Annotated in this window: 26 protein-coding genes; 6 read left to right on the forward strand and 20 right to left on the reverse strand. The window is 48.2% G+C overall.

Annotation, left to right across the window (positions count from 1 at the left end; all coding sequences use genetic code 11):
• The 11 genes from HP568_RS26075 to HP568_RS26125 form a co-directional block, all read right to left on the reverse strand.
• The coding region (locus tag HP568_RS26075; RefSeq protein ID WP_173630642.1) for an ATP-binding cassette domain-containing protein at positions 1 to 158 on the reverse strand (158 nt) is incomplete at its 3' end.
• A 22-nt stretch (positions 159 to 180) separates the two neighbouring features.
• Entirely contained in the window at positions 181 to 1,035 is an 855-nt protein-coding gene (locus tag HP568_RS26080; protein WP_056489352.1) for an ABC transporter permease, read from the reverse strand.
• A gap of 15 nt (positions 1,036 to 1,050) precedes the next feature.
• Positions 1,051 to 1,971 (reverse strand): ABC transporter permease, encoded by a 921-nt coding sequence (locus tag HP568_RS26085; RefSeq protein ID WP_048033974.1) that lies wholly within the window; start codon positions 1,969 to 1,971, stop codon positions 1,051 to 1,053.
• Between the two features lie 17 nt (positions 1,972 to 1,988).
• On the reverse strand, positions 1,989 to 3,587 hold the full coding sequence (locus tag HP568_RS26090) for an ABC transporter substrate-binding protein (protein ID WP_173630643.1): 1,599 nt from the start codon (positions 3,585 to 3,587) through the stop codon (positions 1,989 to 1,991).
• Positions 3,588 to 3,612: 25 nt separating this feature from the next.
• Positions 3,613 to 4,491 carry a MurR/RpiR family transcriptional regulator gene (locus HP568_RS26095; protein ID WP_173630644.1) on the reverse strand — a complete coding sequence of 293 codons (879 nt, stop codon included), beginning with the start codon at positions 4,489 to 4,491 and terminating at the stop codon, positions 3,613 to 3,615.
• Positions 4,492 to 5,985, reverse strand: a complete 1,494-nt coding sequence (locus HP568_RS26100) for a M81 family metallopeptidase (RefSeq protein WP_173630645.1) — start codon at positions 5,983 to 5,985, stop codon at positions 4,492 to 4,494. It abuts the gene before it with no gap.
• 203 nt (positions 5,986 to 6,188) lie between these two features.
• Positions 6,189 to 6,965, reverse strand: coding sequence for a GTP-sensing pleiotropic transcriptional regulator CodY (gene codY / locus HP568_RS26105; protein ID WP_173630646.1), 777 nt, complete (start codon positions 6,963 to 6,965; stop codon positions 6,189 to 6,191).
• Positions 6,966 to 7,199: 234 nt separating this feature from the next.
• Entirely contained in the window at positions 7,200 to 7,976 is a 777-nt protein-coding gene (locus tag HP568_RS26110; protein ID WP_048033979.1) for a sporulation protein, read from the reverse strand.
• Positions 7,977 to 8,032: 56 nt separating this feature from the next.
• Complete coding sequence (locus tag HP568_RS26115; RefSeq protein WP_173630647.1) at positions 8,033 to 8,578, reverse strand: sporulation membrane protein YtrI; 546 nt, start codon at positions 8,576 to 8,578, stop codon at positions 8,033 to 8,035.
• Positions 8,575 to 8,886, reverse strand: coding sequence for a YtrH family sporulation protein (locus tag HP568_RS26120; RefSeq protein WP_007720892.1), 312 nt, complete (start codon positions 8,884 to 8,886; stop codon positions 8,575 to 8,577). Before HP568_RS26120 ends, HP568_RS26115 begins: the two co-directional genes overlap by 4 nt.
• Before the next feature lie 132 nt (positions 8,887 to 9,018).
• Positions 9,019 to 9,243: a hypothetical protein gene (locus HP568_RS26125; RefSeq protein ID WP_173630648.1), complete on the reverse strand. Its 225-nt coding sequence runs from the start codon at positions 9,241 to 9,243 to the stop codon at positions 9,019 to 9,021.
• Positions 9,244 to 9,575: 332 nt separating this feature from the next.
• On the opposite strand from HP568_RS26125, the gene HP568_RS26130 reads away from it, so the two are divergent.
• From HP568_RS26130 to HP568_RS26140, 3 genes are read left to right on the forward strand one after another with little or no spacing between them, the layout of a single operon-like run.
• Complete coding sequence (locus HP568_RS26130; RefSeq protein WP_173630649.1) at positions 9,576 to 10,823, forward strand: MFS transporter; 1,248 nt, start codon at positions 9,576 to 9,578, stop codon at positions 10,821 to 10,823.
• Entirely contained in the window at positions 10,820 to 10,990 is a 171-nt protein-coding gene (locus HP568_RS26135; RefSeq protein WP_162630224.1) for a hypothetical protein, read from the forward strand. The genes HP568_RS26130 and HP568_RS26135 overlap by 4 nt, the downstream gene beginning before the upstream one ends.
• Complete coding sequence (locus HP568_RS26140) at positions 10,987 to 11,124, forward strand: hypothetical protein (protein ID WP_173630650.1); 138 nt, start codon at positions 10,987 to 10,989, stop codon at positions 11,122 to 11,124. The genes HP568_RS26135 and HP568_RS26140 overlap by 4 nt, the downstream gene beginning before the upstream one ends.
• Before the next feature lie 70 nt (positions 11,125 to 11,194).
• Here the strand turns inward: HP568_RS26140 and HP568_RS26145 are convergent, their stop codons facing one another.
• Both HP568_RS26145 and HP568_RS26150 read right to left on the reverse strand, forming a co-directional pair.
• Entirely contained in the window at positions 11,195 to 11,710 is a 516-nt protein-coding gene (locus HP568_RS26145; RefSeq protein ID WP_082196053.1) for a hypothetical protein, read from the reverse strand.
• A 41-nt stretch (positions 11,711 to 11,751) separates the two neighbouring features.
• Complete coding sequence (locus tag HP568_RS26150) at positions 11,752 to 12,831, reverse strand: M42 family metallopeptidase (protein WP_048033982.1); 1,080 nt, start codon at positions 12,829 to 12,831, stop codon at positions 11,752 to 11,754.
• 153 nt (positions 12,832 to 12,984) lie between these two features.
• On the opposite strand from HP568_RS26150, the gene HP568_RS26155 reads away from it, so the two are divergent.
• The gene (locus HP568_RS26155; RefSeq protein WP_173630651.1) at positions 12,985 to 13,824 is read left to right on the forward strand and encodes a GNAT family N-acetyltransferase; all 840 of its coding nucleotides are present in this window, start codon (positions 12,985 to 12,987) and stop codon (positions 13,822 to 13,824) included.
• A gap of 79 nt (positions 13,825 to 13,903) precedes the next feature.
• Positions 13,904 to 15,205, forward strand: a complete 1,302-nt coding sequence (locus tag HP568_RS26160; protein ID WP_173630652.1) for a BaiN/RdsA family NAD(P)/FAD-dependent oxidoreductase — start codon at positions 13,904 to 13,906, stop codon at positions 15,203 to 15,205.
• A 238-nt stretch (positions 15,206 to 15,443) separates the two neighbouring features.
• On the opposite strand, the gene HP568_RS26165 is transcribed toward HP568_RS26160, so the two are convergent.
• The 7 genes from HP568_RS26165 to HP568_RS26195 form a co-directional block, all read right to left on the reverse strand.
• Positions 15,444 to 15,653, reverse strand: a complete 210-nt coding sequence (locus HP568_RS26165; protein WP_173630653.1) for a hypothetical protein — start codon at positions 15,651 to 15,653, stop codon at positions 15,444 to 15,446.
• On the reverse strand, positions 15,650 to 18,103 hold the full coding sequence (locus HP568_RS26170) for a septation ring formation regulator EzrA (RefSeq protein WP_173630654.1): 2,454 nt from the start codon (positions 18,101 to 18,103) through the stop codon (positions 15,650 to 15,652). Before HP568_RS26170 ends, HP568_RS26165 begins: the two co-directional genes overlap by 4 nt.
• 47 nt (positions 18,104 to 18,150) lie before the next feature.
• A complete protein-coding gene (gene refZ, locus HP568_RS26175) occupies positions 18,151 to 18,753 on the reverse strand; it encodes a forespore capture DNA-binding protein RefZ (RefSeq protein WP_048033987.1) in 603 nt (200 codons plus the stop codon).
• A 257-nt stretch (positions 18,754 to 19,010) separates the two neighbouring features.
• Positions 19,011 to 19,919 (reverse strand): DUF6612 family protein, encoded by a 909-nt coding sequence (locus tag HP568_RS26180; protein WP_173630655.1) that lies wholly within the window; start codon positions 19,917 to 19,919, stop codon positions 19,011 to 19,013.
• 127 nt (positions 19,920 to 20,046) lie between these two features.
• On the reverse strand, positions 20,047 to 21,045 hold the full coding sequence (locus HP568_RS26185) for an MBL fold metallo-hydrolase (RefSeq protein ID WP_173630656.1): 999 nt from the start codon (positions 21,043 to 21,045) through the stop codon (positions 20,047 to 20,049).
• Positions 21,046 to 21,111: 66 nt separating this feature from the next.
• Positions 21,112 to 23,352: a sensor domain-containing diguanylate cyclase gene (locus HP568_RS26190; protein WP_173630662.1), complete on the reverse strand. Its 2,241-nt coding sequence runs from the start codon at positions 23,350 to 23,352 to the stop codon at positions 21,112 to 21,114.
• Between the two features lie 38 nt (positions 23,353 to 23,390).
• Entirely contained in the window at positions 23,391 to 23,972 is a 582-nt protein-coding gene (locus HP568_RS26195) for a histidine phosphatase family protein (protein ID WP_048033991.1), read from the reverse strand.
• 228 nt (positions 23,973 to 24,200) lie between these two features.
• Between HP568_RS26195 and HP568_RS26200 the strand changes: the two genes are divergently transcribed.
• Positions 24,201 to 26,489 carry an S-layer homology domain-containing protein gene (locus HP568_RS26200; protein ID WP_173630657.1) on the forward strand — a complete coding sequence of 763 codons (2,289 nt, stop codon included), beginning with the start codon at positions 24,201 to 24,203 and terminating at the stop codon, positions 26,487 to 26,489.
• Positions 26,490 to 26,736 lie beyond the last annotated feature (247 nt).

The following is a 26,736-nucleotide window of genomic DNA, read 5'->3' on the forward strand; positions in this document are numbered from 1 at the left end:
AAGGACGTCACGCTTTTTCCGCAGCCAGACTCGCCTACCAGCGCGACCGTCTCACCTTTTTTCAGTTGAAAAGAAATGCCTTGCAGCGCTGGCAGCTCGCCCTTATCCGTCTTAAACTGCAAGCGTAAATCAACTACTTCCAAGAGTACCTCTTTCATCAGCTCGTGCCCCCTTCATCCATTACCTCGTTTTCGGGTCGAATGCATCCCGTAATCCGTCACCTAACAGATTGAAGCCAAGGACAACCAGCATAATGGCCAATCCAGGAAAAATGGACATCCACCAGGCCTGACTCAAGAATGCCTTGCCGACAAACACCATGGCTCCCCACTCTGGCATCGGCGGTTGCGCACCCAGTCCGAGAAAGCTCAAGGCCGCTGCCGCCAAAATACTCACACCGAATTGAATGGTGGAAAGCACGATGATTGGGGAGAGAATATTGGGTAAAACATGTTTCAGCATAATCTGCCAATCCCTGATCCCCAGAGCGCGAACAGCCTCAATGTACTCTTTTTCCCGTATGGATAAGACCGCAGAGCGAACGACCCGCACATAAGACGGAATAACGGCAATGACTACCGCGATCATGGCATTCGTTAAACCGGGACCCAAGACCGCAATGACAGCGATCGCCAAAAGCAGTGCGGGAAGTGACATGAGAATATCCATGCCCTGCATGATAAACAGATCCACGCGACGATAATAGCCAGCGATAATACCGAGCGTTACACCTATCAGGGTAGAAAGCACAACCGTTATCAAGCCCATCAGCAAGGAGATTCGCCCCCCGTGCAACAAACGGGAAAAAATATCTCTGCCAAAATCATCCGTTCCGAGAAGATGAGTCAGACTCGGAGCGCTTAATCGGCTGTTAAAGTTCATTTGTTCGACAGGATGAGGGGCAATGACTGGAGCAAGAAGCGAACCCAGTGTAAAGACGATCAGGATGACCACACCCGCCATTGCTGTCTTATTGCGTCTCAGCCGTTTGCCCATCCCTCCCCAATACGACTCCGGACGATTACTGTTCACCATCCATCTGCTCCTTCCTTAGTCGAAATGGATTCGCGGATCAATCCGGCTGTAAATGAGATCCACGATCAAATTGGTTAAGGCAAAAATCAACGCCATGAAAAACACCATGCCCTGTATGGTCGGCATATCCCGTTTACTGATCGCCTCAATCGCCATGCTGCCGATCCCTTGCAGAGAAAATACGGTTTCCACCACCACAGCGCCAGCCATGAGCGAACCGAACTGCAAGCCTAACATCGTGACAACAGGAATTATGGCGTTCGGCAGACCGTGGCTCACTATGATTCGGAAAAGCGCCGCCCCCTTGGCCTCGGCTGTCCGCATGTAATCCTGCTTGATGACTTCCAGCATGCTGGATCGGGTCATACGGGCGATCATCCCCGCTTCCGCCATACCCAAGGTGATCGCTGGCAGTAGCAGGGAGTGAACCCCCTCATAGCCGGAAATCGGAAACAAGGCCAGCTTGTAAGCAAAAATCCAGATGAGAAACAAGGCAATCCAGAAGCCGGGTGCTGAAATACCGAGTAACGAGGTAAGCACCACAAGTCGATCGACGAAGGTGTTTTGCTTAACGGCAGCAATCGTGCCCAACAAGATGCCGAATATTGCGGCAATAATGACACTAAGGATGGCAAGCTGCATGGTAATTGGGAAACGGTTCATAATCTGATCCCATACCTTTTCGCCAGTGAATAACGATGTTCCCAAATCGCCAGCGAACAGATTTCCGACAAACCGCATGTATTGCTGCCACAGTGGTTGATCAAGACCTAGCTTCGCTCTCATTTGACTGATGGCCTCTGGTGTTGCAAACTGTCCGAGTATTTGTGTTGCGGGATCGCCCGGAATGAGGTGCACCATCAAGAAGATCAGGACGGATACGCCAAGCAGTGTCCCCACCAGGGAAAGTAATCTTTTTATTACATATCGGCGCATGCCTTCACCTCCGTTGTCTATTTTTCGAGCGTGACATCATGCAACGTAATGCCCTGCGTGTACGGGTTGACCGTAAAGCCTTTGACACCACGTGTCGCTACCACTGTCTCGCTCACCCATAACGGAACCCACGGCAGGTCATTCAGCAAAATCTCCTGTGCATCTTCGTAAATCTTGAGACGCGCCTGCTCATTCATTTCCAGACGTCCTTTGTTCAGTAAAACATCCAACTCAGGGTTCGTGTAATGAGTACGGCTTGTTGAATTGCTCTTTTCAAAGATGAGGTACAAGATATCTGCATCAAACCAGCCGTAGTACATCAAAGCCATGTCATACGACTTTTTCGAAATGCGATCTTTTATAGTCGTCATTTCTTGTACGCTGATTTTCATATCAATACCTGCTTCTTTCAACTGGCTCTGCAAAATCTGCACCGCTCGCTGAAACGCTGGCTCTTGAGAGACGAGCATTTCTACAGACAACGGTTTTCCATCCTTATCTACGATGCCATCCCCATTACTGTCCGTCCAGCCTGCTTCCGCCAGCAACTGCTTGGCTTTGCCTAAATCTCTCGAATACAACTGCTTCGCCTTACTTTCAATCGCTTCACTGTAGCCATAAATCGTGGGTGCCAATGGACCATAGACCGGCTTGCCAAATCCGTTCAACGCTACCTGAACAAGTGGATCGCGATCTACGGAGAGGGCTACTGCTTTGCGCAGACGGACATCTGAAAACAACGGGTGCTTGTTGTTAAAAGCGATGTATTTGTTTCCAACGTCCATCACTTTCTCAATATTAACTCCGGGCAGTGTCTCAAGCTCCGCAACCGAGTTCGGCGGCGCATCATACAACACATGGACCGTACCCTTTTTGAATTCCATCAGCCGCGTATCGTCGTCTTTCATAAGTCGAAACATCATGCTGTCAAACTGCAGAGGGCCTTTGTTGGCAGCGTACTCCGGTCCCCAGTTATAATCAGGATTTTTCTTGTAGGTGAGCGATGCACCTCGCTCGCGTTTGTCAAAGATAATCGGCCCCGTTGCAGATGGATTATCTGAGAAGCCATCTCCTAATTCTTTTGCCTTTTTGGCGTCAAGAGGCGAGACTAATCCGCCGACAATGACGTTAACAAATGGGGCAAACGGTTGGCTAAAATGCACCTTGAGCGTGTACTCGTCTGCTGCTTCCACTTTTTCAATCGGACCTGCAAGCCCCTTCACAGGCGAAATGGCGAGCAAACGGTCAAACGAATCCTTTACGGATGCTGCCGTCATTGGATCGCCAGAGTGATAGCGGACATCTTTGCGGAGGATAAATGTCCACACCTTGCCGTCCTTCGAGATTTCGTACTTCTCTGCCAAACCCGGATGGAGTTTGCCTGTTGCATCACGGGTCAATAGAGGCTCGTATATTAAACTGTTTTCCATGCTCAGCCAGCTCGTTTTGTGCATATCAAGCGAGTCTGGGTCCGTCAAGGAAGCGATGACTAATGTGTTACCTTTGGCCGACGTGTCATTCCCCGCCTGATTGCTCGGCTGTGAGGAGCAGCCTGCAATCAACGCCGTTGCCACAAATACACTCAAGGCCCCTTGCTTCCACTTGTGAATCTTCATGTCCCGTCCCCCTTATCAATTGCCGTTACACTTCTGTCCCTTCCACAAACGGGTATATTTGTCGACTTGTCTCTTCGTATTCTTTCAGTCTTTGTTGTACCTGTTCGCCATCAGCCTGAACCACACCACTAATCAAAATATTCAGCATGGAAAAGATCGCCGTCATTCCTTTTAAGGCAGTAGGAGCAGGTGCGGTGACTTTCAAAATTTGGTCGGCTACCGGCCCAATCGGAGATAGCTCATCGTCTGTAATCCCGATGATTTTGGCGCCTCTCTCTTTGGCTGCTTTTGCAAACAAGATCGTTTCACTCGTATAACGGGGGAAGGAGAGTGCGATCACGAGCCACTCCTGATTGATCTGGGTCAACAGATAGTTGACGTCATCAACTGGCCCATTGTACAGATGCGCGTTTCCTCTGACGACATTCAGCGTAAAGGCGAGCCAATGGGCTGGAGCATAGGAGCTGCGAAACCCTACAACGAGAATGTGTTTGGCTGCCATAATACTTGAAACCGCTTGCAAAAGATGGTCCTTTTGCAGCTCCCCTAACGTTTGCCGAATATACGCAACATCCTGCTCCATGTTATAAGAAATCAGGTCTTGTTTTCCCTTCATCTCCACAGCCGCTGTTCGGAAACTGTGGATGGCATCAGCTTTTGGAACCTTTTCCAATAAGGAGCTGCGTATCTCATTTTGCAATTCGCTGTACCCGGAGTAGGCGAGAGCGTAAGATAGTCGGATGATTGTCGTTTCGCTTGTGCCGCTCAATGCCCCGACAACTTTGGCTGGTTGCAGTGCAACGGTCTTCGGCTCGGCGAGAATGTATTTGGCTGCGAGTTTTTGTTGGTTGGTCAATTCCGGATAATGCTTGCGGATGCGCTCCTGTACGGATTCCATGATCATCTACTTCCTTGTCAATTGATGTAGGTTCCACTCTGTGGCTGGGTCTAACGGATAAATCGGACGAATGGCGCGCTCGTATTTGAAGAAGCGGAAGTTGAGCGTCGTCAGTCCCGGCGAATCGACGGTAATGACGCGTGCGCTGATCGGTTCGAAGGATGCCCGGAAATGTGTGCTTGATTTCAAAGCAACGATCTTGTATTTGGTCACATCAATTCCGTGCAACAGAAAAATTTGCTCATCCAGCACTTGCGATTTCACGGAGCAAACCAGTACATCAACCCCGTTAATTTGCAAACGAACGGACTTGCCAAAATTCTCATGACCCCCTTGGCCCATCGGCGTCGTCGCAATGAATTTTCCATCGGTCAAAGCTTTGATGTAGGCTGTTACTTCAAGTGGTTCTCCATGCAAGTAGTCTGTCTTTCCACCCAGTGATAGTTGGATGGTAGCGCCTACTCCAGCCTGATGGGCAATCTGGACCACTTCGGGATCGTAAATAAAACCAAAGCATGCATTTGTCAGCTGGGCATCCAGCATTGCTCGCAGTAAATGCGTTCCGTCTCCTGGTGTGCCTCCGCCTGGATTATCTGAGGTCTCATTGATGACGATGGGCATGCCTTCCGTTTCCAGTGCCATCGCAATTCCCTCGGCAGGAGTAGGCATGTTCAACTCGAATTCATCCCGCTTTTCCCAAATCAGACTGGCGACATCTTCGCTCACTTTTTTGGCGAGCTCCTGATCGTTATTCGTCACGCTCAAAACAGAAACGCCCAGCTCTGGAATGTCCGTGTACGGAAATCCGTGGAAGAATGCACAGTCGATGACGCCTTCTTCCTTTTCCCATGCCCAGCAGGCTTCGTTAATTTCGCGTGCCGGGGAATGGTGAGTAGCTGATGTCGGAATCAAGAGTGGCAGTCGGGTCAAATGCATGGTCGGCTTGATACCTTCCGTAACCATCTTGTACGCAAGATCGATCGCTTCCATTCCGCGTTCATAACAATCCACATGCGGGTAGAGGTGAACACCCAGGAGCGCGTCGGCCTCATCCACCATTTTTTGTGTCATGTTTGCATGAAGGTCGAGCGTAACAATTAAGGGAATGTCATAACCGACCAACTGACGCACTGATGCCAGAATGTCGCCTTCCAGGTCATCCATTCCTTCTACGACCCCTGCTCCGTGAAGCCCCAGACAAATGGCATCTGCCCCTTCTGTCGCAGCAATCGTGTCAAGAAGCTCCTTTTTAATCCGGTCATACGCTTCCCGCAAAATCGTCCCGGCTGGATACGTAAAGGTGAGAAAGGTCGGCAGTAGCTCGATGCCCAGCTCTTCGGCGCGATCCACCATCCCACCCGGAAAGTTGCGAACGCCCCGATTGCGATTCACAATCGTTTCATGATAATCCCACTCATAGCTTTGAAACATCTCGAGCGTCGTAGGCACATTGGAAAACGTATTCGTTTCATGCGCAATCCCACCAATAATCACCTTCATTCTTAGACCCTCCATTCGTTATTGAAGTATGGACTTTAATTTTTGATTTTTTTGAAGTTTAAACCTTTGTGGACATTATAAAGGGAAGAAAATCATTTATTCAATCGCTAAATCATGAACGTTTTATCGCTTCTGCTATACTTGTTGAATCATAAACAAAAGCCCTCCCCGTACAGGGAGAGCTTCTGTGTGGCTCATGCCATTTATGAGGTTTTCCATTTCGCCAATTCAGATGGGAATTTGTCATTCAACACTTTGATATATGTACCCTTCATCCCTAACGAACGGGATTCCAGCACACCCGCGCTTGCCAGCTTGCGAAGAGCGTTCACGATGACAGAACGTGTCAGACCTGCTTGATCTGCAAGCTGACTCGCTACCAGCAAGCCTTCACGTGCATCCAATTGCTCCATAATTTTTTCAATCGCGATCTGTTCGCTATAGGACAGCGAAGAGAGTGCGATTTTCGCAAATGTTTTGTCGCGCACTTCATTTTCAATCTGTTCTGTGCGCTGACGAACGATTTTCATACCGATCACAGTAGCACCGATCTCACCCAAAATCAGATCCTCTGTTTCAAACTGACCGTAAGCACGCAGCAGGACTAATGTGCCAAGACGGCTTCCCCCTGCATTGATAGGAACAATCGTCGTCATCATTTGCGGGAAGATCGAATTCAACTCTTTTGGAACCAGGCTGTACGGACTGGTAATCGGCTCGTTCGCCAAGGTTTGTGTAACTTCCAGCAGCTTCTGATGTACACCTTCCTGTAGTTGCGTGGATGAACGACCTTCTTCTTGCAGGGAAATCTCCTGATTCATTCCACTTCCCAGGATCGAACCATCTGCGGTAATGATGTAAACATTTGCAGAAATCACTTCAGATAAAAGCCTTGCGAGATCTTGGAAGCCTACACCGCTGCCACCCATTGTTTTTTGAAGCATCACATTAATTTTTCGCGTTTTTTCTAACAAATTCATAATAATATCCTCCTCTGGATTCTTCATGCTCACAGTATTGTCAGAAAAATCCAGCCCTATACATGCAAATCGAAAAATTAGAAAGAGAGTTGTGTACAGGAATTTAGGGAGAGGCCTCTACACCAATTGATAGATCAGTGACTATCCACTAGGGCGATGATTACGATCTTCATAAAGAAAAAAGGCTGACAGAGTGGTCAATTTCACCCCGTCATGCCTTTTTTGTATCATTCTCTAGCGAAGCTGCTGCTTAATGAGTGCTTCAATCGCTTCTGCAATGACATGCGTATGTTTGTTCACGTCTGCATTCGTTAAGCGGAAACGAATATAGCGTTCATCGAGATTAAACGCTTCTTCAAATGCTCCCATAAAGCCTCGTGCACGTTTATCCAGTTCCAATAAAACTTCCAATTCGCCATCGCGGAGGTAGAAGACAACTTCGAGCTCCTCCAATTGGCTACGGTATGGCCCTGTCGGACGGAATTCAAATTCCTGTATAAACGGATGATTGCGACCAAGGTGACGATTGTATTCGCAGTCTACCTTATATAGCTGGAATCCGATCTGTTGAACAGCATCCAACACTTTGGACATTAACGGATGTGGGCGAACCTCGATGAAATCGGAATCCCCCGGGTCAATCGCATTTTTAATATCAAGACCTGTCCGCAAGTAAACGGGTTGACGCCCCATCGTCAATGGCGTCTCATACGGCAATTGAAAAGCGAATGGCAGAACGGTTTCTTCTTTCGGTTTCAATTGTACCCGCTCAGACAGACGATATTTTACAAGTGTGCATTCTTCCTTCGTCTTAGAGTCGTTGATTTCTCTTTCATAGTGTGTGACGACATACATGTAGATTTCGTCGATTTCCTGGGCGACATCTCCTCCCTTGATATGGACCTCACCTCTGACCATATCTCCGGGAATGAGTGAATCCTGCTCAAGACGTGCATCTACTTGCGCAGAGCCAATACCTACACTAGCCAATAATTTTTTGAACATGGACATGTGTTCGCCTCTCCTTTATACCGACCCAGACCTACCTGATCTGGCTATCAGATATTCTATATTGAAATATACGGCGGAAGAAATAGAAAGTTTCGCGCAATCTTTTGCCAAACATCATCGGGTATAACTTCCGCTGTCACGAACACATGCAGCGTTCTACTGATCACCACCGTTTTGATTCGTACCTCCACAGTCGTTCGATCAGACAAAATATATTCGCGGCGCCGCAGCATTTCATGCAAGACCTGATGGACCTCCGCAACCTGCTCAACCTTCTTCCCTTTTAACGAAGCGAGATCCTTTTCCACACGGTCGACTACTTGTACCACAATAGTGGCATGAAGCGGCTGCTTCTGATCCGCTGTGAGTACGGAAGCGCGTACGTCTTCGATGACAGTCTCTTGCTTTTTGCGATAGACCCGCTGATTTTGCTTCAGCTCCAGATTTTCCTCGTACAGTTTTTTGTTTTGCAGCTCCAAGCTTTTCTTGATCAGCATCATCTGCTCCATTTCGCGTCCGTATGTAAATAAAATCACGGTTCCGCCTAACACGCACCCCATGAGCAAAAGAGCGAGGTAACGTTTCCAAAGAATCACCTTCATGAGCGCACCTGTACCAGCCAATGCACACAAATCGTTCCGATATGGGCACCCAAGAATGCGACGACGATCATCACAAGCTGTTTAAAGACAGGTGTCAAATTTCCCATCAGTATTTTTTCGATCTGCAAAAACGAATCGAAGGTTCCACCCAATGCCCCAACCAATCCCCATATTTTGAGCTGGTCAGCCAATTGGGCCATAGATAGCAGCGGAGGCTTTTCTGTGAGAAAGGCGCCCACCCCACCTGAAAGAGCGCCGCCGACCACAATGCCATAAGCCACGAAAAACGTCAAAATGACTTGTGCCATGTTGTGCTTCATCCTTTCTTCGAACAAGCAGCATATGCTTATCCCTACGCTCTTCATCCCGGTTTTATAACAGAACTCGTCAGCGTTCCAAATAAAAAGCGGCATGCTCTATTTGGCAGCATGCCGGATCGATCAGCGTTGGTTCCTTCTCCATTTCTTCAGTTTCTTTTCAATGCGCGGCGAGTTCATGATCATGAGATCCGTAAACAAGTTAACCATTTTCGGATTGCGCAGCATCTGGTTAAAAACTTCTGGATTTTGCTTGAACCATTGCTCATTGGCCTTTATCCATTTCTTGAAAGCGTCGTTTGTTTTGTAATAGTGATTCAATTGCCGAACCGGCCTATTTCCACTCATCTTAATCTATCCCTTCGTCAAAAAATATAACGAGGAGAAAAACGATCACGATGATCCAGATGATCACTTCGAAACCTTCCTCGTTGAAGAAACCAAATCCTCTCACGTCAGATCCCCCCTTCATCCTGCCGCGCTCCTCGCACCATTCCCTACCGCCCATGGTACCTTTCCCTATAGGTATATGTGGTTCCACGTTTGTTGGATTGGACGCTTGCCTGCCCTCATATCGATTTTGTGTAGTGGCCTACTTTGGGTTTGTGAAAAACGACTAGACGTTTTTCATAAAGCAGGATGAGCATACTAGAGAGGAATGAATCAAAGAGGAGCCGAACATGACAGCCTCTACTGGATCTCTGTTACGCAACAAGCCTTACTTGCTGTTACTGATAGCCGTCTTTTTCATGCACATGGCCTCTTATCTGGTCATTCCCGTCTTCCCAGTCTTTTTGCAAAAGGTACGGGTTCTTTCTCTCTCCCAAGTCGGCATCATTTTGGCTGCGGGAAGCATCACATACCAAATCGGAAGCCTGGCAGGCGGCTTGATGTCCGATCGCTGGGGCAGACGCTCCATCCTAGCCTTGGGGGCATTTCTTCAAGGCTGTGCCATGGCAGGCTATCACTACAGCCATTCCTATGGTCTCTTCTTGTTATTCTCCTCTGTCAACGGTTTGGGTCTTGGCCTGCTCGCTCCTACCATTAAAGCCATGATCGCGGATGAAGTGGATGAGAGCCAAAGAACCGCTGCCTTCTCGTGGAGAGGGATACTCGCTCACAGCGGGATCATTGTCGCGGGCTTGGTCATTACGTGGATGACAGCGGGTGGGAAACAGCCATTTCTCGTTGCAGCCCTTGTGTACGGAGCACTTGCTGTCTTTTCTCGCTTCATCCTTCCCGATGATCGCTGTGTGGGAACAGATTGCAAGCAAACCCCGATCAAGGAGTATCGTCACATCTTGACCCATCGCAGCTTTCTGCTTTTTTCCGTGATCTCGCTCTTAATCTGGGCAGTCTACGCTCAATTCGCTATGATCCTGCCACTGCGGGGAGAGCATGTCCTGCATTCTGCTACGATGATTGGTCTCATCTGGACGATCAACTCGCTCAGTGTCGTCGTCTTGCAAGGGTTGATCTCACGCTTTGTTCTACAGCGCATCAATCCGTACTTGTCTGTCACGATGGGAACGATCTTGTTGGGTACAGGGCTTACGCTCATGGGATGGGCGAACCATTTTCTCACATTGTGCGGGGCAGCGCTTCTTTTCATTTTGGGTGAGATGCTGTTTATGCCGATGCTGGACAGTCTCGTCACTCATTTCGCAAAAGAAGAATGGCTCGGAGCGTACTTCGGCTTTTCCAATTTCGTATCTGGTCTTGGGACGGCTCTTGGGACGGGATTGGGTGGAGCAATGGTTGAAAAGCTAGGGGGAGTCGGCAGTAAATATCCGTGGATTGGCTATGGAGTGATTACGCTGTTTTTGGCGGCCATTCTTGGTCTGTTTGCCGTATATGCAATTCCCCGCCACAAAAACAATGTGCTTGACTCACCCTCAAAAAATCGAAGAAAGGAGGGGGCCACATGAACGCAGAGGAACACACGCAGCATCAACCCGAAAAGCAAATGGAAGTGCTTAGGCGAGTGCCGCTCACCTCCCTGTTCATCCAATTGGAGGACCATGTATCCTCCCGCATCGCAAAAAAACAAATTCGACTTGGCAGCCATGGTTCTGAGAAAGGGGTAGTTATATGACCAAGCAAAACAAGAATTCCTCTGTACAGCAAAATCGACCAGACGAGCGCAATCGCCAGCCCAAAAGCGTTCAAAACGATGCACCGGGCTATGGAGACAAAAAACTGGAGGGGCCAAATCGTCCTTCCACCTAGCCTCAGGCAATCAATAAAAAAAGTCATTTTGCGCCTTCATGCAAGGGCAAAATGACTTTTTTCGTTTCCTTTACGCAATCGGTACGAGCTTGTAGGGTAGTGAAAATTCTTCCAATCTGTCCAAAAATGCTTGGCGAGACTTTTCATCAGGCACAATCAGTTGGAGATAGCGTGTGAAATAAAACACGATGCGATCTTCTTTGCCCTCTTTCAAGCGATAGTGTGACAGTTGTGCGATGTCCGTCAAGTTGTAGAAGTATTCATAGCGCTCCTGTGTAAAAGGCGCTTGAAAGGTCCGGCTGACGACTACACCATTGCTCAGATTTTCCCGCATGTTCTCTTTGGTTGCACCTAGAAAACGAAGCAGCTCCCCGGCACGCTTCGCCCCGACCTTTTCCACCAGTATGCTGTCGTTGTACTCCACTTCCAGATCGGTCAAGTTGTTGGAAACGGCTGCAAGCATTGCCATCAGCACCTTGCGCACTGCCAGATTCTCCGTAGCGAATTGATTGTCAAACACATTAAATTCAAAGGACGTCGCTTCGCCCTGACGCCGTGTATACAATATGATCGCGTTCAAAAGCACTCCTCCGCTTTCTCTTTCCTCGACGATTTTCTCCAGACCATTTATCTCGGCAAAATGGATTCCCACGTCGCACGGTCCAGCTTGCGAATGACACTGAACAAGAGACGCTTGGCTGCCTCGTAATCCTCGCGATCAATGATCGAAGCATGGCTGTGAATGTATCGGGAAGGAATTCCAATAACGGCAGACGGCACTCCCTTGCCATGGTACTGTACGACCCCTGCATCCGTCCCACCTTTTGCCACATAAATCTGGTACGGAATGTTCTCTTCTTCACACGTGGAGATAAGAAGCTCACGCAATCCTACCGGCATGACGTACATCGGATCGTAGATGCGCATCAAAAGTCCACCGCCGAGCTTGCCGCCGTCATCTTTTACACCTGGTATGTCTGTGGCTGGACTCGCATCCAATGCCAAGAACAAATCTGGATCAATGGACGCAGCGGCAGTTTTCGCCCCGCGCTGCCCGGACAATTCTTCCTGTACAGTGGCCCCGACGTAGACGACATTCGGATGATCGGGTTTTTCGTGCAACTCTTTTGCGAGCTCCACTGCCAAACTGCAACCATAGCGATTATCCCATGCTTTAGCCATGATGCGGCGCGGATTGGCCATGACCTGCAACGGACAAACCGGAACGATTTGCTGGCCAGCCCGTATCCCTACCTGTTCTGCTTCCTCACGTGAATCCACTCCGATATCAATGTACATGTTGCGTATATCCATCGGGCGATTGCGCTGATCGTCGCTCAAGACATGCGGCGGGATCGAGCTGATTACGCCTTCGACCGGTCCATTGTCCGTAATAATTTGTACACGTTGCGCGAGCAGGACCTGCCCCCACCAGCCTCCCAACGTCTGGAATGAAATAAATCCTTTATCAGAAATTCGCGTGACCATGAAGCCGACTTCGTCCATGTGACCCGCTACCATAATTTTGGGACCGTTCTCGTTACCACGCATCACACCAAAAATACTGCCCAAATTGTCGTACATGAGTTCACTCGTATAGCTGCTTATGTATTCCCGCATAATCTCGCGTACCGGACCTTCGAAGCCAGGCGCTCCTGGTGCTTGCGTCAAACGGTTCCACAGTTCAACCTGAAATTTATTTTCCATCGCCAAAAATCCTCCTCGACCCTAGTTTCATGCCTGTTATCCTTCTCTATTATCAGCGAGAGAGAATGCAGACGCAACTACTCCCAAGCAGGAATGCGAGAGCTTGTCCCGAATGAAGAAAAAAACACGAATCGTTTGAGGAGGAAATCGTAGATGGCAATCACGTTACGAAAGTTGGTCGAAATCAGTGAAATTGAGCAATTAGAAGCAATGGAGGGGCAAATATGGGACCCATCTACTGCTATTCCCCACCATATGACACTCACCATGCAAAAGTTTGGGGGTCTGTTTTTAGGGGCGTTCGATGGCGAGGAAATGATCGGCTTTTTGTACAGCTTCCCGGGCTTCACCAACGGAGAACCCCATCTTTGTTCGCACATGCTCGGCTTTTTGCCAGAGTATCGCAAGCAAGGGCTGGGCGTACAAATGAAATGGCTGCAAAAAGATGAAGCGGCGGCAGCAGGCTATTCCAAAATAACATGGACGTACGATCCGCTTGAAACCGTAAACGGTGTTCTGAACATAGCCAAGCTCGGCGGTATCGTTCGCACTTACTTGCCAAACTGCTACGGACAGCTCGATGACGACTTCAATCGTGGACTGCCAACAGACCGTTTCCTCGTGGAATGGTTTATCGGAAGCGATCGTGTGGAATCGCGTCAGGCAGGGAAGAACTCTACTCCCTCTTTTGAACAGGTGCCTGACCTGTTGCGTTTAGAAATCAAGGATGGTATTCCACATCCCATCGAAATAGATTTGTCATGCGAAGAGCCTATTGTACTGCTCCCTGTCCCTGCCTTCTTCCAGGATGTAAAACGAGCAGATATGGCCGTCGCTTCCTTGTGGAGAGAGATGACGCGCGAATTGTTCACGGCGTATTTTGCCAAAGGATATGTCGTCTCGAATATCCTCCGTGGTCAATCTACCGTACGTTACGTCTTAGAAAAGCAGCCATTGACTGATATTTTAGGTGCCTCGTCCTCTCGATCCTAACTAGAATTGCGCGCCCCGTGAGCAGGTTGTGGTAAAATGGTGGTTGCCCCAACCCTATACAACAAAGGACGAGAATGAAATGAATCGATCACAATACAATTATGACGTTATCATCATAGGCGGCGGCCCCTCTGGGCTGATGTCTGCTATTGCTGCTTCTGGTCAAGGAGCAAGAGTTTGTCTCGTGGAAAAAGGCTCGAAACTCGGACGCAAGCTCATCATTTCTGGTGGCGGTCGCTGTAATGTAACCAATGCCAAGGAGCAAGATGAATTAATCAAACAAATGCCGGGAAATGGCCGCTTCATGTACAGTGCTCTCACCCAATTCGGCAACCGGGAGATCATCCAGTTTTTTGAGGAGATAGGTGTCGCGTTAAAAGAAGAGGATCGGGGCCGTATGTTTCCCGTCACAGATAAAGCTGTGACAGTCGCTCAAGCGTTGATTGATTTATTGAAGCGCCAAAGTGCCACCATCCATTTAAATGCCGCTGTAAAAGAAGTTCTCTATTCGGAAGGGAGAGTCGGCGGCATCATGCTTCAGTCCGGTGAGAAAATCACCGCGCCTTGTGTAATTATTGCTGTCGGAGGCTGTTCTGTACCACAGACAGGGTCTACAGGCGATGGCTATGCATGGGCGAAAGCAGCCGGGCACACGATCACAGAGCTGTATCCTACTGAAGTACCGCTTACAGCCAATGACTCTTTTATTCGCGATAAATCCATTCAGGGTCTGTCGCTGCGTGATATCACGATGACCTTGTATGCGCCCAATGGGAAAAAGATCAACACTCAAGAAGGCGATATGATCTTCACTCATTTCGGAATATCAGGACCCGCCTCCCTGCGAATGGGGCACTATGTCTCTGTGTCGCAACGAAAATACGGAGCGGTACCTCTATCTCTGACGATCGATCTCATGCCTGACAGAACGGCCGAGGAAATCATGGCAGAAAGCTGGCAACTGATTGAGGAGCAGCCAAAAAAGGCAGTAAAAAATGCAATCAAAGGCTTCCTCCCCGAACGGATTATTCCCCTCTTGCTTGCGATGGCAGGAATTTCGGAGGAAACGACCTACAGCCATATGAAGAAACAAGAGTGGAGCACGTTCACGAGCTTGATCAAAACTTTTCCACTCACGATTACGGGAACGCTCTCTCTTGAGGAAGCGTTCATTACAGGTGGCGGCGTGAGCGTGAAAGAGATCGATCCACGTTCGATGAGATCCAAGCTCATGGATGGGCTGTATTTTGCTGGTGAGGTCATGGACGTCCACGCCCATACCGGTGGCTACAACATCACTATCGCCTTTTCGTCCGGCCATTCTGCGGGTACACATAGTGCGCAGGAAGCATTTGAATTTTTTTACGAGAATGACGTTTAGACCAAGAGGGATTGGGGAAACTATGAATCAGGTTCTCTTTTCATGAAAAGAGAAATCAGCACATTACTCCCCCCTAGTTGTAATGTGCTGGTTTAACAGACCTTACTCCCTTTATCTTCCTAGATGGGGCATCGCCTGCGTGAGCGATGCTTCTTTTTTTTGCCCAACAAAAAGCACCTGCTACAAAAGAAGGCACGTCCATCTTTTCCTAGCAGGTGCTTTACTATTCATTATTGGTTTATCCGACAAGGCGGAACAAATACGCAAATCCAGCGAACAAAAAGGCTAAGCCCAACAGAAAAAACGTGTTGGCACGCTGCTTGATGCGCCTTTCGTCTCCTTGAAAATAGGCGTTCATCCGCGATTGCCAGCGTTTTGTCCGCGGCTGTACCATGACGATAATGCCAACTACCAGTAAGAACAGAGGAAAGATCATCATCGGACTCATCCCTTTTTCTTACGGCGGAGAAGCCAACGGTTGTCCTCTTCGGCTGGTGCGCCTTCGATTACCAGACGGGCCTCCTCGGCAAGCTGATAGGCTTCTGCGAAAGCCAGTTGTCGAAATGATATCTCTGCCTTTGTCAACAACTCATTCACCTGACGATTTTGGCGACGGTAACGGTTTGTATACTGAATGGCACCCTCTGCCATCTGACAAGTTGTAATAATACGTTCTGCCATCCGCTCTGTTTCGTCGACCAAATCACTCGCGTCCTGAACCAGCATGGCCACCTCTTCCAGATCATAGCGGTACTGCTCCATGATCGTTTGCACGCGGCCCAACGTTTGCACGACTTCTTCAAACATGTATTTCAATTGATCCGGAATCCCCGGCAAGTAGCTGCGCTTGATTTGCTGACGGACGCGGACTAATGTGTTAGAAATTCGCTCCAGTTCATCCAGCGCATCGTCTTCCGTTTCGATGACCAAATATGTTTGCTCTTCTTCTTCCGGAATTACCTCTTCCTGTTCAGGCTGACTCTTCGGCATGACCAGTTCATACTCTTCTTCTTCTTCTACGTAAGCAGGCTCCTCAGCTTTAACTGCTGGAGCAGGCTTTTGTGCTTTTTTATTGAAAAGCTGAGGAATTGCTTGCAACAAAACAGAACGTTCAGCTTCACTCAGCTCTGAGGATTTTCCTCGCACCGTTCGCTCTTCTTCTACTTTCGACTGCTGGAGAGGAGTCGGCTTTTCAGAATCTGCCTCGCTGGTAGAATGCTCGGTCTCGCTAGCTGGAGTCGGCTCAGGTATACGAATCTCCCGCTCCACAGCCGCGGATGTCGCAGCTACTTGCTGTAGCGAATCATCCTGTTCCACCTCTGCTACTTCGGCTCTCTTTTCGACCTGTATAAATTCTGCTTCATCTTTGTCTTGATTCACTTCTGCTTGCGGTTCCACTTCTGTATATACCGTCGCTGCTGCTTCTTCACGGGCAAGAACGCCATCTTCTATTGCTTGATACGTCGCATCAAGGAGTACTTCGAACGCTTTGACATGAGTCAACACCATTTCCAGGCTGCCCTCTTCCAAAGCGCTTTTCGCGGACATGACCAATTGCTTCGCCTGCAAGAGGGCATTGTCCAAGGAATCCTGTTTTAAATCAAAGCCGTCACGAACGGCCTGCTCGATTCCTTCTTCCAGATGCTTGAATTCTTCCGGCAATTCTTTTTTCACGCGTTGCACAAGCTTCGGAATGAGCTCCATCGCTTGTCCCACCTGCTCAAGCACTTGCTGAGCTTTTTGTGTGGTTTCGTACGCCGCAATGTCGTCCCCTGCCGCCCGCGAAGTTTTCACGAGTTTTCGCATCGTATCTACTTCATCGAGCGATGCTTTCAGCTCATGGAAAGACAATCCGTACTCCAGACGCAAATCGGACAAGCGTCGTTCCATCTGCTCCACTTGCTTTCCGATCTCAGGAACAACAACCTTGTTTTCTTGCTTGGTAACTGCCACGTTGGAAGTGTCTGTTTTTAACTCATTCAGCTCTTCCTCAATTTTTGAAATGGCCTCTCTCGCCTCATTTAGCATGCCAAGTGCCAACGTAAAACGGAAGCGATCGCAAGCCTCTTCTGCATCGAGAATCATCATTTCCACATCAGGGATGCGAATGCGCAACAGATTTTCTTTTTTGTCAGCCAAGTGGTGATAACGTACTTCTGTCATGCCGCTGGAACGACGAAGCGGTTTTTCTACCTCGATGACATTGATTTTTTCAACGAGCTCTTCCTTCCAATCCTCTACATCATCTACTTGGGCAAAAATAGCACGGCGTCTGATCATCGCGTAAATCAAGCCGATCGATAGCCCAGCAAATACTGCTCCAACCAGATAGATCCACCATGGAATACCTCCGAGTGCGCTACTGCTTTCGCTTTCTTCCGCTTTACTAGCGTCGGTCGCACCCGGTTTTGCTGTTGCTTGCTTGCTTTCAATACGGCTAAGCTCTTGGTTTACTTCCGCAATTAACGTCTGAATCCCGGTCAAATACTGCTTTTGTGTACGGAATGGTTCATAGAAAGACGCGACCTTGTCATGCAGCAATGCCATCGTGGCACCTTTTGCCTGCAAATTAGGACCAGCATAAATCCCCAACTGCTCGGTGTTCATGTCGAGTACGATCATGAGTGCATCGTCGGCTAAATTGTAATTGTCAAACAGCTTTTGCGCGTAGATATCTGGAGATTCGGCTTCTGGTGCCGTGCTTTCCACGACCACGACTTTGTAGCTGCCCGGTATGCCGTTCAATGAATTTGCAAAGGCCGTCCTGTCTTCTTTTTTCAAATAGTTGTCAGCGTCCTGAACAACTTCGTCTTTTTTATCTGGAAACGGCGTCGCATAAGCCGGATTCGTATATAGCAACATGCCTGCCAAACAGAGCATGAATAGTTTTCGTTTCACTTGTCATACATCCCCTTACTAGAATCATTCATTGGGAGAGGCCACGCCTAAGCAGGCAGCAAAGAACCTCGCAGATAACACATAATCGAGGTCTGCAGCCATTGGACGAACTCCTCGGAAGATGGTTCCAGATCATAGACCTGGCGAACCATTTGTGGTTGCAAAAATGGATATATCATCTGGCTCGTCATAGCCAGTACTGTACGATCAATAGAGACGGGCAAAAACTCACCCGAGACGACACCGCCCTCGATGACGCGCGAAAGCCCGTGTTTCCATCGGCTCATATATAGTGTCATCACTTCACGTGCAAGCATGGATTCTACGCTCAGCTCACGATGAATCAAACGCGTGATAGGCGCATGCTCACATTGAAATTGCAAATACAGGTGCACAACTTGTTCCAATCGTTGATAGGCAGGGATGTTTTCCTGCTCGTTTTCCAGTTCTTCCAATAGGCGAAACATCGTCTCAAAGTAAGAAGCAATCAACGTCTCCAGGACTCCTTGCTTCCCTTCAAAGTGATAGGAAATCAGCGCGGAATTTACTTGAGCAACAGAGGCAATTTGTCTTACGGAGGTTCCTTTGTAGCCATGAACATCAAAAAGCTTCGCTGCTGCGGATAAAATACGCATTTTCGTCTGATCCATCAGGCATCTTTCCTATTGTACAGATTATTCGACGAAAAAAGATAGTCTTGTTGTATGTTCGACAATGTTTTCCAGTATTCCTTCTCGAAATGCTGATTCCATCGAAAAAAACCGCTATCGCATAGTTTTTCTTTCACATAAGAAGTACGTAAAAAGCATCGAGCACGTTACCTCAATTTTTCAATTTTCCCTGACAGAAAAAAAGACGCTCCTGTCTGCTTAGCAAGAGGAACGTCTCACTTGATTACTCCTACTCCCTATTTGCTTTTTTCCTCTGGAGCTGTGATGGGGGCTACTGTTCCATATTGCTGCAAATATGTTTCTACCTGCGTATGCTCTTTTACACGCTGATCGTTCAAATCGTACGCAGATCGAATGGACATCGTCATGTTTGTGGGGAGCATCGTTTTTTTATTGTAGTGAATCGTGTACTCTGCCTCTACTTCCATTTGGTTCACGAGCTCGTTTACGTCCACCTTTTTCTTGGACTGAATTGTGGGTCCAGAATGATGGGCAGGAGTCCCCCTCCAATTGCCTTCCGAGAGAGACATCGCTAGCTTTAGCTTCGGTATGTAGGGTTTCTCTCGCCCTGCTATCGATTGGACTTTTGCTCCGGATTTTGTTTGCTCTTGCATTTGGGTAACAAGCCAGCTCTTTAGTTTGGCAGAATCCAATACGACTCCGAACGCCTCAAAATCGTCTTTTGGATTCTCATCAGGCAGCATCCGGACGTTTCTTTTCATGTTGTCGATTTGCTGAAAGGAAGCGATGGGGTTCCAGTTGTTCATTTCTTGATGCAGGGCCGGGCTATCCCCTGCGACATGTTTCCAGCTTTCGTTTTGATCATGCTTGGTATACAGCTTGTTCCCATGGCTGAGCAAGGATAAGTTGTCCACTCTGTTTTCTTCCGGGACAGAGAGCTTCACGTTCATGTAAACAGCCTCTCCGTCCTTTCTGCCTGAAAAGTTAACCATGTTCGCATTGGCACTATTCGCCGTCAACAGCTTGGTTTGGCCGTAGAACGCATACGATTTCTGCGCTTCGAACTTGTCACGTACCTGTTCAAACGTTGTATTCGCATCCTGCTTCACACTCATTTGATTACAGCCACCTACAACAACTGTACACACAAGAGCCATCACGCAAATGGGCAAATACTTCTGCATAGATGCTACCCTCCCTCGGCTACCCTGGGTCAGCCGCATGTGGGGTCCCAGGGTAATAGTCCCTTTTAGCGTTTCCGGGGAGGAATAGGCTTATTCTACTTGCAAGCTTCTCTTGCACGATCAGGTTTTACAAGTGGTAATACAAGACTTGATCCTGCTCTCTCACTTCAATCTGATGGAGAATCATCAATAAATCAATGTGCCCTAATGTCTCGGATAGCGTCAATGGTAATTCTTTTTTGTACAAGTTTGGGAATAAGAGAGCATTCAATTCAAAAGCTGTCTTTTCTCCATCTGCAAGAAGCCTACGGAGTGTGTCTGTCCTCTCCCAGTTCTTTTGCAGACGGGCGAGTATGAGCTCTCGATGATTGTAAACCGGTTGACCGTGTCCACTGAGGACTTGTTCGATCTCCATGTCCGCACACATTTGCAACGCTGTGCGGTATTGGATCAAGGTCAGTGGTCTTGTACTCGAACGATTCCGGGGTGGTTCAATGAAGGCATTGGATGAAATTCGCTTGATGATATGGTCTCCACCAATCATGACATGATCCTTTGCCCGATACAACGACAGATGGCTTTGGCTATGTCCTGGTGTATACAGTACTTGCCAGTCCTCCAAGTACGGAACCTTTTGCTCATGCTTCAGATGAAAGTCAATCTGGCTTGGCGCAGAAAACGTCTTCATCAGCTTGTGAAATTTCGAGATAATGACCATCATTTTTTCCGGTACACCGCTCTGGATGTACAGCTCTTCGAAAAACTGATCATGAAAAGTCATAAACTGCTCATCCTGCTGTACATAAGGGGTTGCCTGTGGATGGGCAAACGTCTTCGCTCCCGATGTTTCTCGTATTTTTTCTAACTGCCCGCAGTGATCCACATGATGATGCGTTAGTATGACTTGCTCGATATCTTGCACGCTTACCCCAATCGATTCTAAGCCTTCTGTCAAGGCCGCCCACGCATCGTCGGTCAATGGCCCCACATCAACTAAGGTCAAGCGTTCCCCTTTTAACAAGTAGACGTTTACTGCCCCCACATCAAAAGGCGTAGGTATTTCCAGACAAAAAATATCAGGTGCTACTTGCGTTGCGATCCTTTGCTTGTCATCGTTTTTTGTCATTTTTTATCTACCTCTCAAGTTTTTTGCCTTTTTTTCCGAAAAGAGAAAAGAGCCATTGTTTTGGCTCTAGGCGAGAACAACTTGATTTCTACCTGAATTTTTGGCTTCATACAAAGCAATGTCTGCTTGATGGAACAGCGCTTCTACACTCAGGTTTACATCCATCTCCCTGCTCCATTTCGCTAGTCCACACGAGATCGTGACCTGTGGAGACGTCTCCTGCTCGACGCATTCCCGTATGCGCTCTGCCACGGAATGCGCGGTGTTTTTGTCCACACGCGGCAAATAAACAGCGAGTTCCTCTCCACCCCATCTTGCTGCGATATCACTGTCTCGGATGCTATGTCGAATCAGATTGGAGACCTGAATCAGTACCTCGTCCCCTACCTGATGGCCAAATGTATCATTCACAGTTTTAAAATAATCAATATCGATCAAGATCAACGAGCCATAGTTGTCTTTTTGTAATGATCCTCTTACTCGTTCATTCAAATGTCTTCTCGTGTACAGACCTGTCAAATTATCCGTAATGACCATTCGTTCCATTTCATTATGCAGGACGGCGTTGGTCATTGCCAAGCTCGCGTGTTGTCCAAATATTTCGAGGAGTTTGTAGTCGTCAAAACTAAAAAAATGATAACGGGAATCTGCGACTAAAAGGACTCCACTAATCTCACCCTCAACAACGAGCGGAACCCCCATGAAGGAACAGCACGTAAAGAGCGAAAAAGGAAGTGGTCCTGCCCCCGGTTGAGCCAGCAACAACGCCTGCTTGTTTTGCAATATTTGCTGAAATGGCTTTTCTGTTGAATCGATAGCCATGCCATTGAACGCTGGAATGGAGGAAGAAAGTACATCGAAGCAATCCTCGCCCGGCGTTTTTCGCAAGATGGCACAAAACTCCGCATCAAAGGTAGCCCGCATCATTGTCGTAACAAAATCGAGAATTTCCTTTAAATCAAGACTTCTGTTCAACTGGCGCGCCATCTCATTAATCAAACGTAATTCTCGAATCAAATTGCGCGATTGCTGATAGAGCTGAGCGTTTTCAAACGCAGTCCCAGCAGTATCCGCCAAGATGGAGATGTAGTCCTTTTCATGCTGATTCAGGGTGATTCGCTGATCGGACGTCACTTGCAATACACCGTAGATGCCCTGCTTGCCCAAGAGTGGCGCTGCGATCACCGTCACCTGTTGCTCCCCTTCCCCCACTTCTTCGGCAATGAGACGTCCTTCCAAATAGGCCTTGGTACTGGTAGACGGCTCTACTTCTTGAAAAGAAAGCTGTTTGACCGGGGTGGTTGCATTGGGTTCAACCGTCAGGAAAAGCTCTGCCGACAAGTACGGATAAAGACTGGGAATGCTCGTCACGATTTCATGCAAAACATCATTCACATCAATGGATGCCTGAATCTTTGACATCAATTGATACAACAAATCTTTTTTGCTCGCTTCACGACGCAGGTCGTCCGACATGATCGAACGCCAAAGCGCACAGCTTGCCTTCGCGCCTATTTCTTGCAAAAAAGCAACATCCCGTTCATCGTACACGCAATCTGTCTCTTCGGGTGGCAGATGCAAAAACAATGCGTAGAGCGGTGTTTGGTTCAAGGAGACAGGAACGACCACAAGCCTGTGGTCATCCAAAATGGAAGGCATGATTTGCGTCGTGCCGAATCTCGAAACCAGTTGAGCAATGTGGGTTTGTCCAACTTCCGCCTCTTGTGTTGTTACGTTCTCCTGCGGAATCAACGTGGCATTGTCCGCGAGCTTTACGGCCGAACAATAGCCTTTTTGGATAATGTCACTGACCTGACCCGTCAAGCTTTGCAGCAGCTCTTTGGTCGTATCATGCAACGTCAAATCCATGACAATCTGGCTGGTGACGTGTTGAATATACGCATCATATCCCATGCGAATCAACGGCTCTAGCCCGCGCATGTAGGATGACAAATCGAATTGGATTTGGTCTTCGGGCGCTATCATGCCAATGACAGCTCGAACCCTCCCATCTTCTTCACACAAAGGAAAGGCTCCACATACGTTGTTCATTTCACTTCTCGTTTTGACTACGATCTCTTTGGAGGAAAGTGCCTCTTCAATAAAATCAAAGACTTTGCCAATCGATACATCGTGTTGCAGGGTAAGCCCTTGAGAATTCCGAGATGGACCAACCTGCATTTCCATGAAGTTGATTACGCGGCCCCCGGAATCTGTCAAGAAAAGGATGCCTGGGCGCTTTTCCGGCCAAGATTGTAAGATAAAATGGGCCGTGTAGGAAAAGACCGTCTCTAACTTCCCCAACATTTTGCTTGACACGAGAAACTCCCTCTCTCAGCATTTTCTCAAGCTTTCAAATGGTCTGTATCATTAACGGATAGAACTTCCCACCTGCGATCTACATACCGAAATATCGTAATACCGGTATTATCAATACGTGTGATACCCGTTCCTTGTTCTCCTACCGTCACATAATGCAAGAAGCTATTAATGAGACCGCCATGCGAGACAACGACAATCGCCTCACCTGGATGACTCCCTGCTATTTCTGTCATGGCAGCTACAGCTCGACGCTGCATGTCTTCGAATGTCTCAATTCCACAGGAGGCTTCATCCTGATTTTCAAACCGCTCACGTATTTCTTCATAGGTGAGCCCCTCCCACTCCCCATAGCAGCGCTCCCGCAAGGTTGTCCGCGTAGAAACAGAGGATTGGAAATTGCCAGCAATCTTGGCAGCCGTATCGTGTGCCCGACTGAGATCACTCGAATAAAAAGCGTGAATCGTCTCGCCTTGGAATCTGCCTGCTACTTGCTCGGCCTGACGTACCCCGAGCTCGTTCAATGCGATGTCACTGTGGCCTTGTATACGACGAACCTGATTCCACTCCGTCTCTCCATGACGAATGAGATACATAATGGTTTCCAAAACGAATTATCTCCTTACCGTTCTGTATTCTATGGATAGTATTTCTTATTATATAAGATGCATGTTCACAATTCTAGATTGATAAAAAAACATTTGGTACAAAATTCCTATATTTCATTCCTTTCTGCAAATGCCGGGTGCTTTTTTCGTGAATTTGAACTGAAACGAACTTTTACTTCCTCTCGTCAGAGGTGATAAGAAGAATATGACATCGTTGGAGGGGTTCCTATGAAACCGTGGATCATTCGGTCCAGCTCATTTGTTCTATCTGCCAGTCTGTTGCTGCCTGTGGCTCAAGCGCATGCACAGTCACCTCATGTAAGTACCAATAAAATGGCGACTACTGTGGCACAAGCAGACTCCGTGGCACAGGCCAAAGCAAAGCTGTCCAAGGAAGCAGCCTTGGCACTCGCTACCAAAATAGTACCCACCGCAGGAATGACGGTGCAGAATGTGTCATTTCGTTCAGCGGATAGCTGGCGCCCATTTCCAGAATGGTCGTTTAGTTGGGTGAAGAAAGATCCGGAAAACGGAAAAGTCCTTCTATCTTATAGCGCAAGTATCCACGCCAATACAGGCGAGCTGACTTCCTATTCGCGTCAAGAGCAGGAAGCCTCCTCGCTTCCTTATGCAAAACGAATTTCCTATACAGAGGCGCAAGAGCAGGCGAAGCGCTTTTTCGAGAAAAACAATGCAGGAAAAGCAGCGGAAACAAGACTGTATACGCGCGATATGCCAGAGCCAAAAACTCCCCTGAACTCGGAAGTCTACTATAATTTCCGCTTTGTTCGTGACGTGGACGGCATTCTCTTTCCTGATAACGGCGCAGATATCACGGTAGATGCTTCCGGCACAGTGACCAACTATTCTCTGTCCTGGAACGACGTGACTTTCGAGGACACGGATGCGACAATCTCGGAAGAAGAAGCTGAGAAACTGTTTAAAGAACAAGCGAATCCAAAACCAGTTTACCTGCTGCCGTGGGAACGGATGGAGACGCAAAATAACAAGCCGTCTCTCGGGTATACGAATCCTTTCACCTTCTACATTGATGCGGAGAACGGGAAAGCATTGACACAATCGTTAACTCCGTATCAACCAGCGAAAGATCCTGAGCCTGTAAGCAGCAAGGTCCTATCTGCACGCCGCAGCGGACAACCGCTCTCCCAAGAGGAAGCTGTGCAATGGGCATCGAAAGCATTGAAGTTGTCCAACTACGAGCTTCGTTCTGCCAATTACAATGAAAGAGACTACCGTGGCAATCGTCCTGTCTGGGATCTCGAATTCGGCGAAAAGGGCAATAGCGAAGACGGATTTGCGTATGTCTCCGTGGATGCTGTAACCGGGGATATCTACCGATTGGACAAGGACTTCCGTGGCCGTAAAGAAAAAACAAGCGCTTCTAAAAAGCCAGACATGGAAAAATTCAAGGCAAAAGCGATGGAAACGATTCGTGATTTGGCGCCAACCATGGCCCACCAGCTTTACTGGACAGAGCGTTTTGAAGAGGAAATCCAAAACCAACCCGTTGATTCCGAGCGGACGCAGATCCGATTTGAGCGTTTTATCAATGGAATAGCTGCAGCTAGCGGCTCTGCCTACTTCACGTTTGACACAGAAACAGGCGATCTAATGAGTTACAGTACTGAATTGGGCAGCGAAACATACCCGACACAAGTTCCCAAGCATCTGCCTGCTGCCGAAGCGAGCGAAAAATGGTGGACAGAGACAAAAGCAGAGGAAGTATACGCCCTCGTCCCTCTTACTCCTGAGGATGCCAAACGCGCGAAAGAGCAGCCTTCCTACACACCGAAGCGAACTGCCAAGATCGTCTATCGCGCGACAATGACGCCGTTTGAGCAGCCGTATTACCTTGATGCTGTAACAGGCGAGTGGAGCTCCACCTCTACTGGCAAAACGATTGCGCTTCATCGTCCGGCTCCTGCCGATTTGGAGGGTCATCCGGCGGAAAAGGAACTCTTGTTGATGTATGAATACGACGCACTCACGCTTGAAAACGGCAAAATTATGCCGCAAAAACCGATCACACGTGGCGAAATGATTGAAATGCTCATGATCAGTCTCAACCAAGGCAATCACTATCCACAGTACTCTCTGGAACGCAAGGCCACTTATAGCGATGTGGCAAATGGTTCGCGCTTCTTCTCAGCCGTAGAAGGAGCTGTTGATCGCGGTCTTCTCGATAAAAATGCTTCCAAGCTGAACCCAAATGAGACGATTACACGTGAAGAGCTCGCTGATATGATTGTTCGTGCACTCGGTTACAAAAAACTGACGGACTTCCCTGGCATGTTCCAGTCCCAGCTCTCAGACATTGCCAATTCGAAGTACCGCGGTTCGATCATCATCGCGACTACACTCGGTATCGTGCCAACTGACAAGCAGAAGTTCCAGCCACAAAGCCTCGTCCCTCGTGCTGATGCAGCCATTACCTTTACCCGTTTCCTCGAAAAACGGGATAATCCAGACGGTCCCGTTACTTTGTTGCGAAAATAAAACCCAAAAAGCGCCATCCATCCCACTTCTTGCGGCGGATGGCGCGCTTCTTTTCCCTTGACTTTACTATATCGCGCCTAGTATTATTGAATGTATGTGTACAGGGTAGCATTGATTGTAGGTAAAAACGGAAGGATGTACCCTCTTAGTTCCCTCCCTTTACAGACTGCGGCTGATCATCTGTGAGGAGCACGATGCGGAAACGCTACCGTCCGAAGTTCGTGTAGATAAAGTAGGAACTAACCTG

The organism is Brevibacillus sp. MS2.2 (assembly GCF_013284345.1).
In the GTDB taxonomy this organism is placed as follows: Bacteria; Bacillota; Bacilli; order Brevibacillales; family Brevibacillaceae; genus Brevibacillus; species Brevibacillus brevis_C.

Coding starts and splice junctions, on each gene's coding strand:
- HP568_RS26095 (WP_173630644.1), bottom strand. CDS start 4,491: ATGATCATGGAATCCGTACAGGAGCGCATCCGCAAGCATTATCCGGAA.
- HP568_RS26090 (WP_173630643.1), bottom strand. CDS start 3,587: ATGAAGATTCACAAGTGGAAGCAAGGGGCCTTGAGTGTATTTGTGGCA.
- HP568_RS26125 (WP_173630648.1), bottom strand. CDS start 9,243: ATGAGTGGAAATAGGCCGGTTCGGCAATTGAATCACTATTACAAAACA.
- HP568_RS26085 (WP_048033974.1), bottom strand. CDS start 1,971: ATGCGCCGATATGTAATAAAAAGATTACTTTCCCTGGTGGGGACACTG.
- HP568_RS26165 (WP_173630653.1), bottom strand. CDS start 15,653: ATGAGTCCGATGATGATCTTTCCTCTGTTCTTACTGGTAGTTGGCATT.
- HP568_RS26140 (WP_173630650.1), top strand. CDS start 10,987: ATGACCAAGCAAAACAAGAATTCCTCTGTACAGCAAAATCGACCAGAC.
- HP568_RS26115 (WP_173630647.1), bottom strand. CDS start 8,578: ATGAAGGTGATTCTTTGGAAACGTTACCTCGCTCTTTTGCTCATGGGG.
- HP568_RS26100 (WP_173630645.1), bottom strand. CDS start 5,985: ATGAAGGTGATTATTGGTGGGATTGCGCATGAAACGAATACGTTTTCC.
- refZ (WP_048033987.1), bottom strand. CDS start 18,753: ATGGATCAGACGAAAATGCGTATTTTATCCGCAGCAGCGAAGCTTTTT.
- HP568_RS26120 (WP_007720892.1), bottom strand. CDS start 8,886: ATGGCACAAGTCATTTTGACGTTTTTCGTGGCTTATGGCATTGTGGTC.
- HP568_RS26180 (WP_173630655.1), bottom strand. CDS start 19,919: ATGCAGAAGTATTTGCCCATTTGCGTGATGGCTCTTGTGTGTACAGTT.
- HP568_RS26080 (WP_056489352.1), bottom strand. CDS start 1,035: ATGGTGAACAGTAATCGTCCGGAGTCGTATTGGGGAGGGATGGGCAAA.
- HP568_RS26200 (WP_173630657.1), top strand. CDS start 24,201: ATGAAACCGTGGATCATTCGGTCCAGCTCATTTGTTCTATCTGCCAGT.
- HP568_RS26150 (WP_048033982.1), bottom strand. CDS start 12,831: ATGGAAAATAAATTTCAGGTTGAACTGTGGAACCGTTTGACGCAAGCA.
- codY (WP_173630646.1), bottom strand. CDS start 6,965: ATGAATTTGTTAGAAAAAACGCGAAAAATTAATGTGATGCTTCAAAAA.
- HP568_RS26135 (WP_162630224.1), top strand. CDS start 10,820: ATGAACGCAGAGGAACACACGCAGCATCAACCCGAAAAGCAAATGGAA.
- HP568_RS26190 (WP_173630662.1), bottom strand. CDS start 23,352: ATGTTGGGGAAGTTAGAGACGGTCTTTTCCTACACGGCCCATTTTATC.
- HP568_RS26160 (WP_173630652.1), top strand. CDS start 13,904: ATGAATCGATCACAATACAATTATGACGTTATCATCATAGGCGGCGGC.
- HP568_RS26130 (WP_173630649.1), top strand. CDS start 9,576: ATGACAGCCTCTACTGGATCTCTGTTACGCAACAAGCCTTACTTGCTG.
- HP568_RS26185 (WP_173630656.1), bottom strand. CDS start 21,045: ATGACAAAAAACGATGACAAGCAAAGGATCGCAACGCAAGTAGCACCT.
- HP568_RS26155 (WP_173630651.1), top strand. CDS start 12,985: ATGGCAATCACGTTACGAAAGTTGGTCGAAATCAGTGAAATTGAGCAA.
- HP568_RS26110 (WP_048033979.1), bottom strand. CDS start 7,976: ATGTCCATGTTCAAAAAATTATTGGCTAGTGTAGGTATTGGCTCTGCG.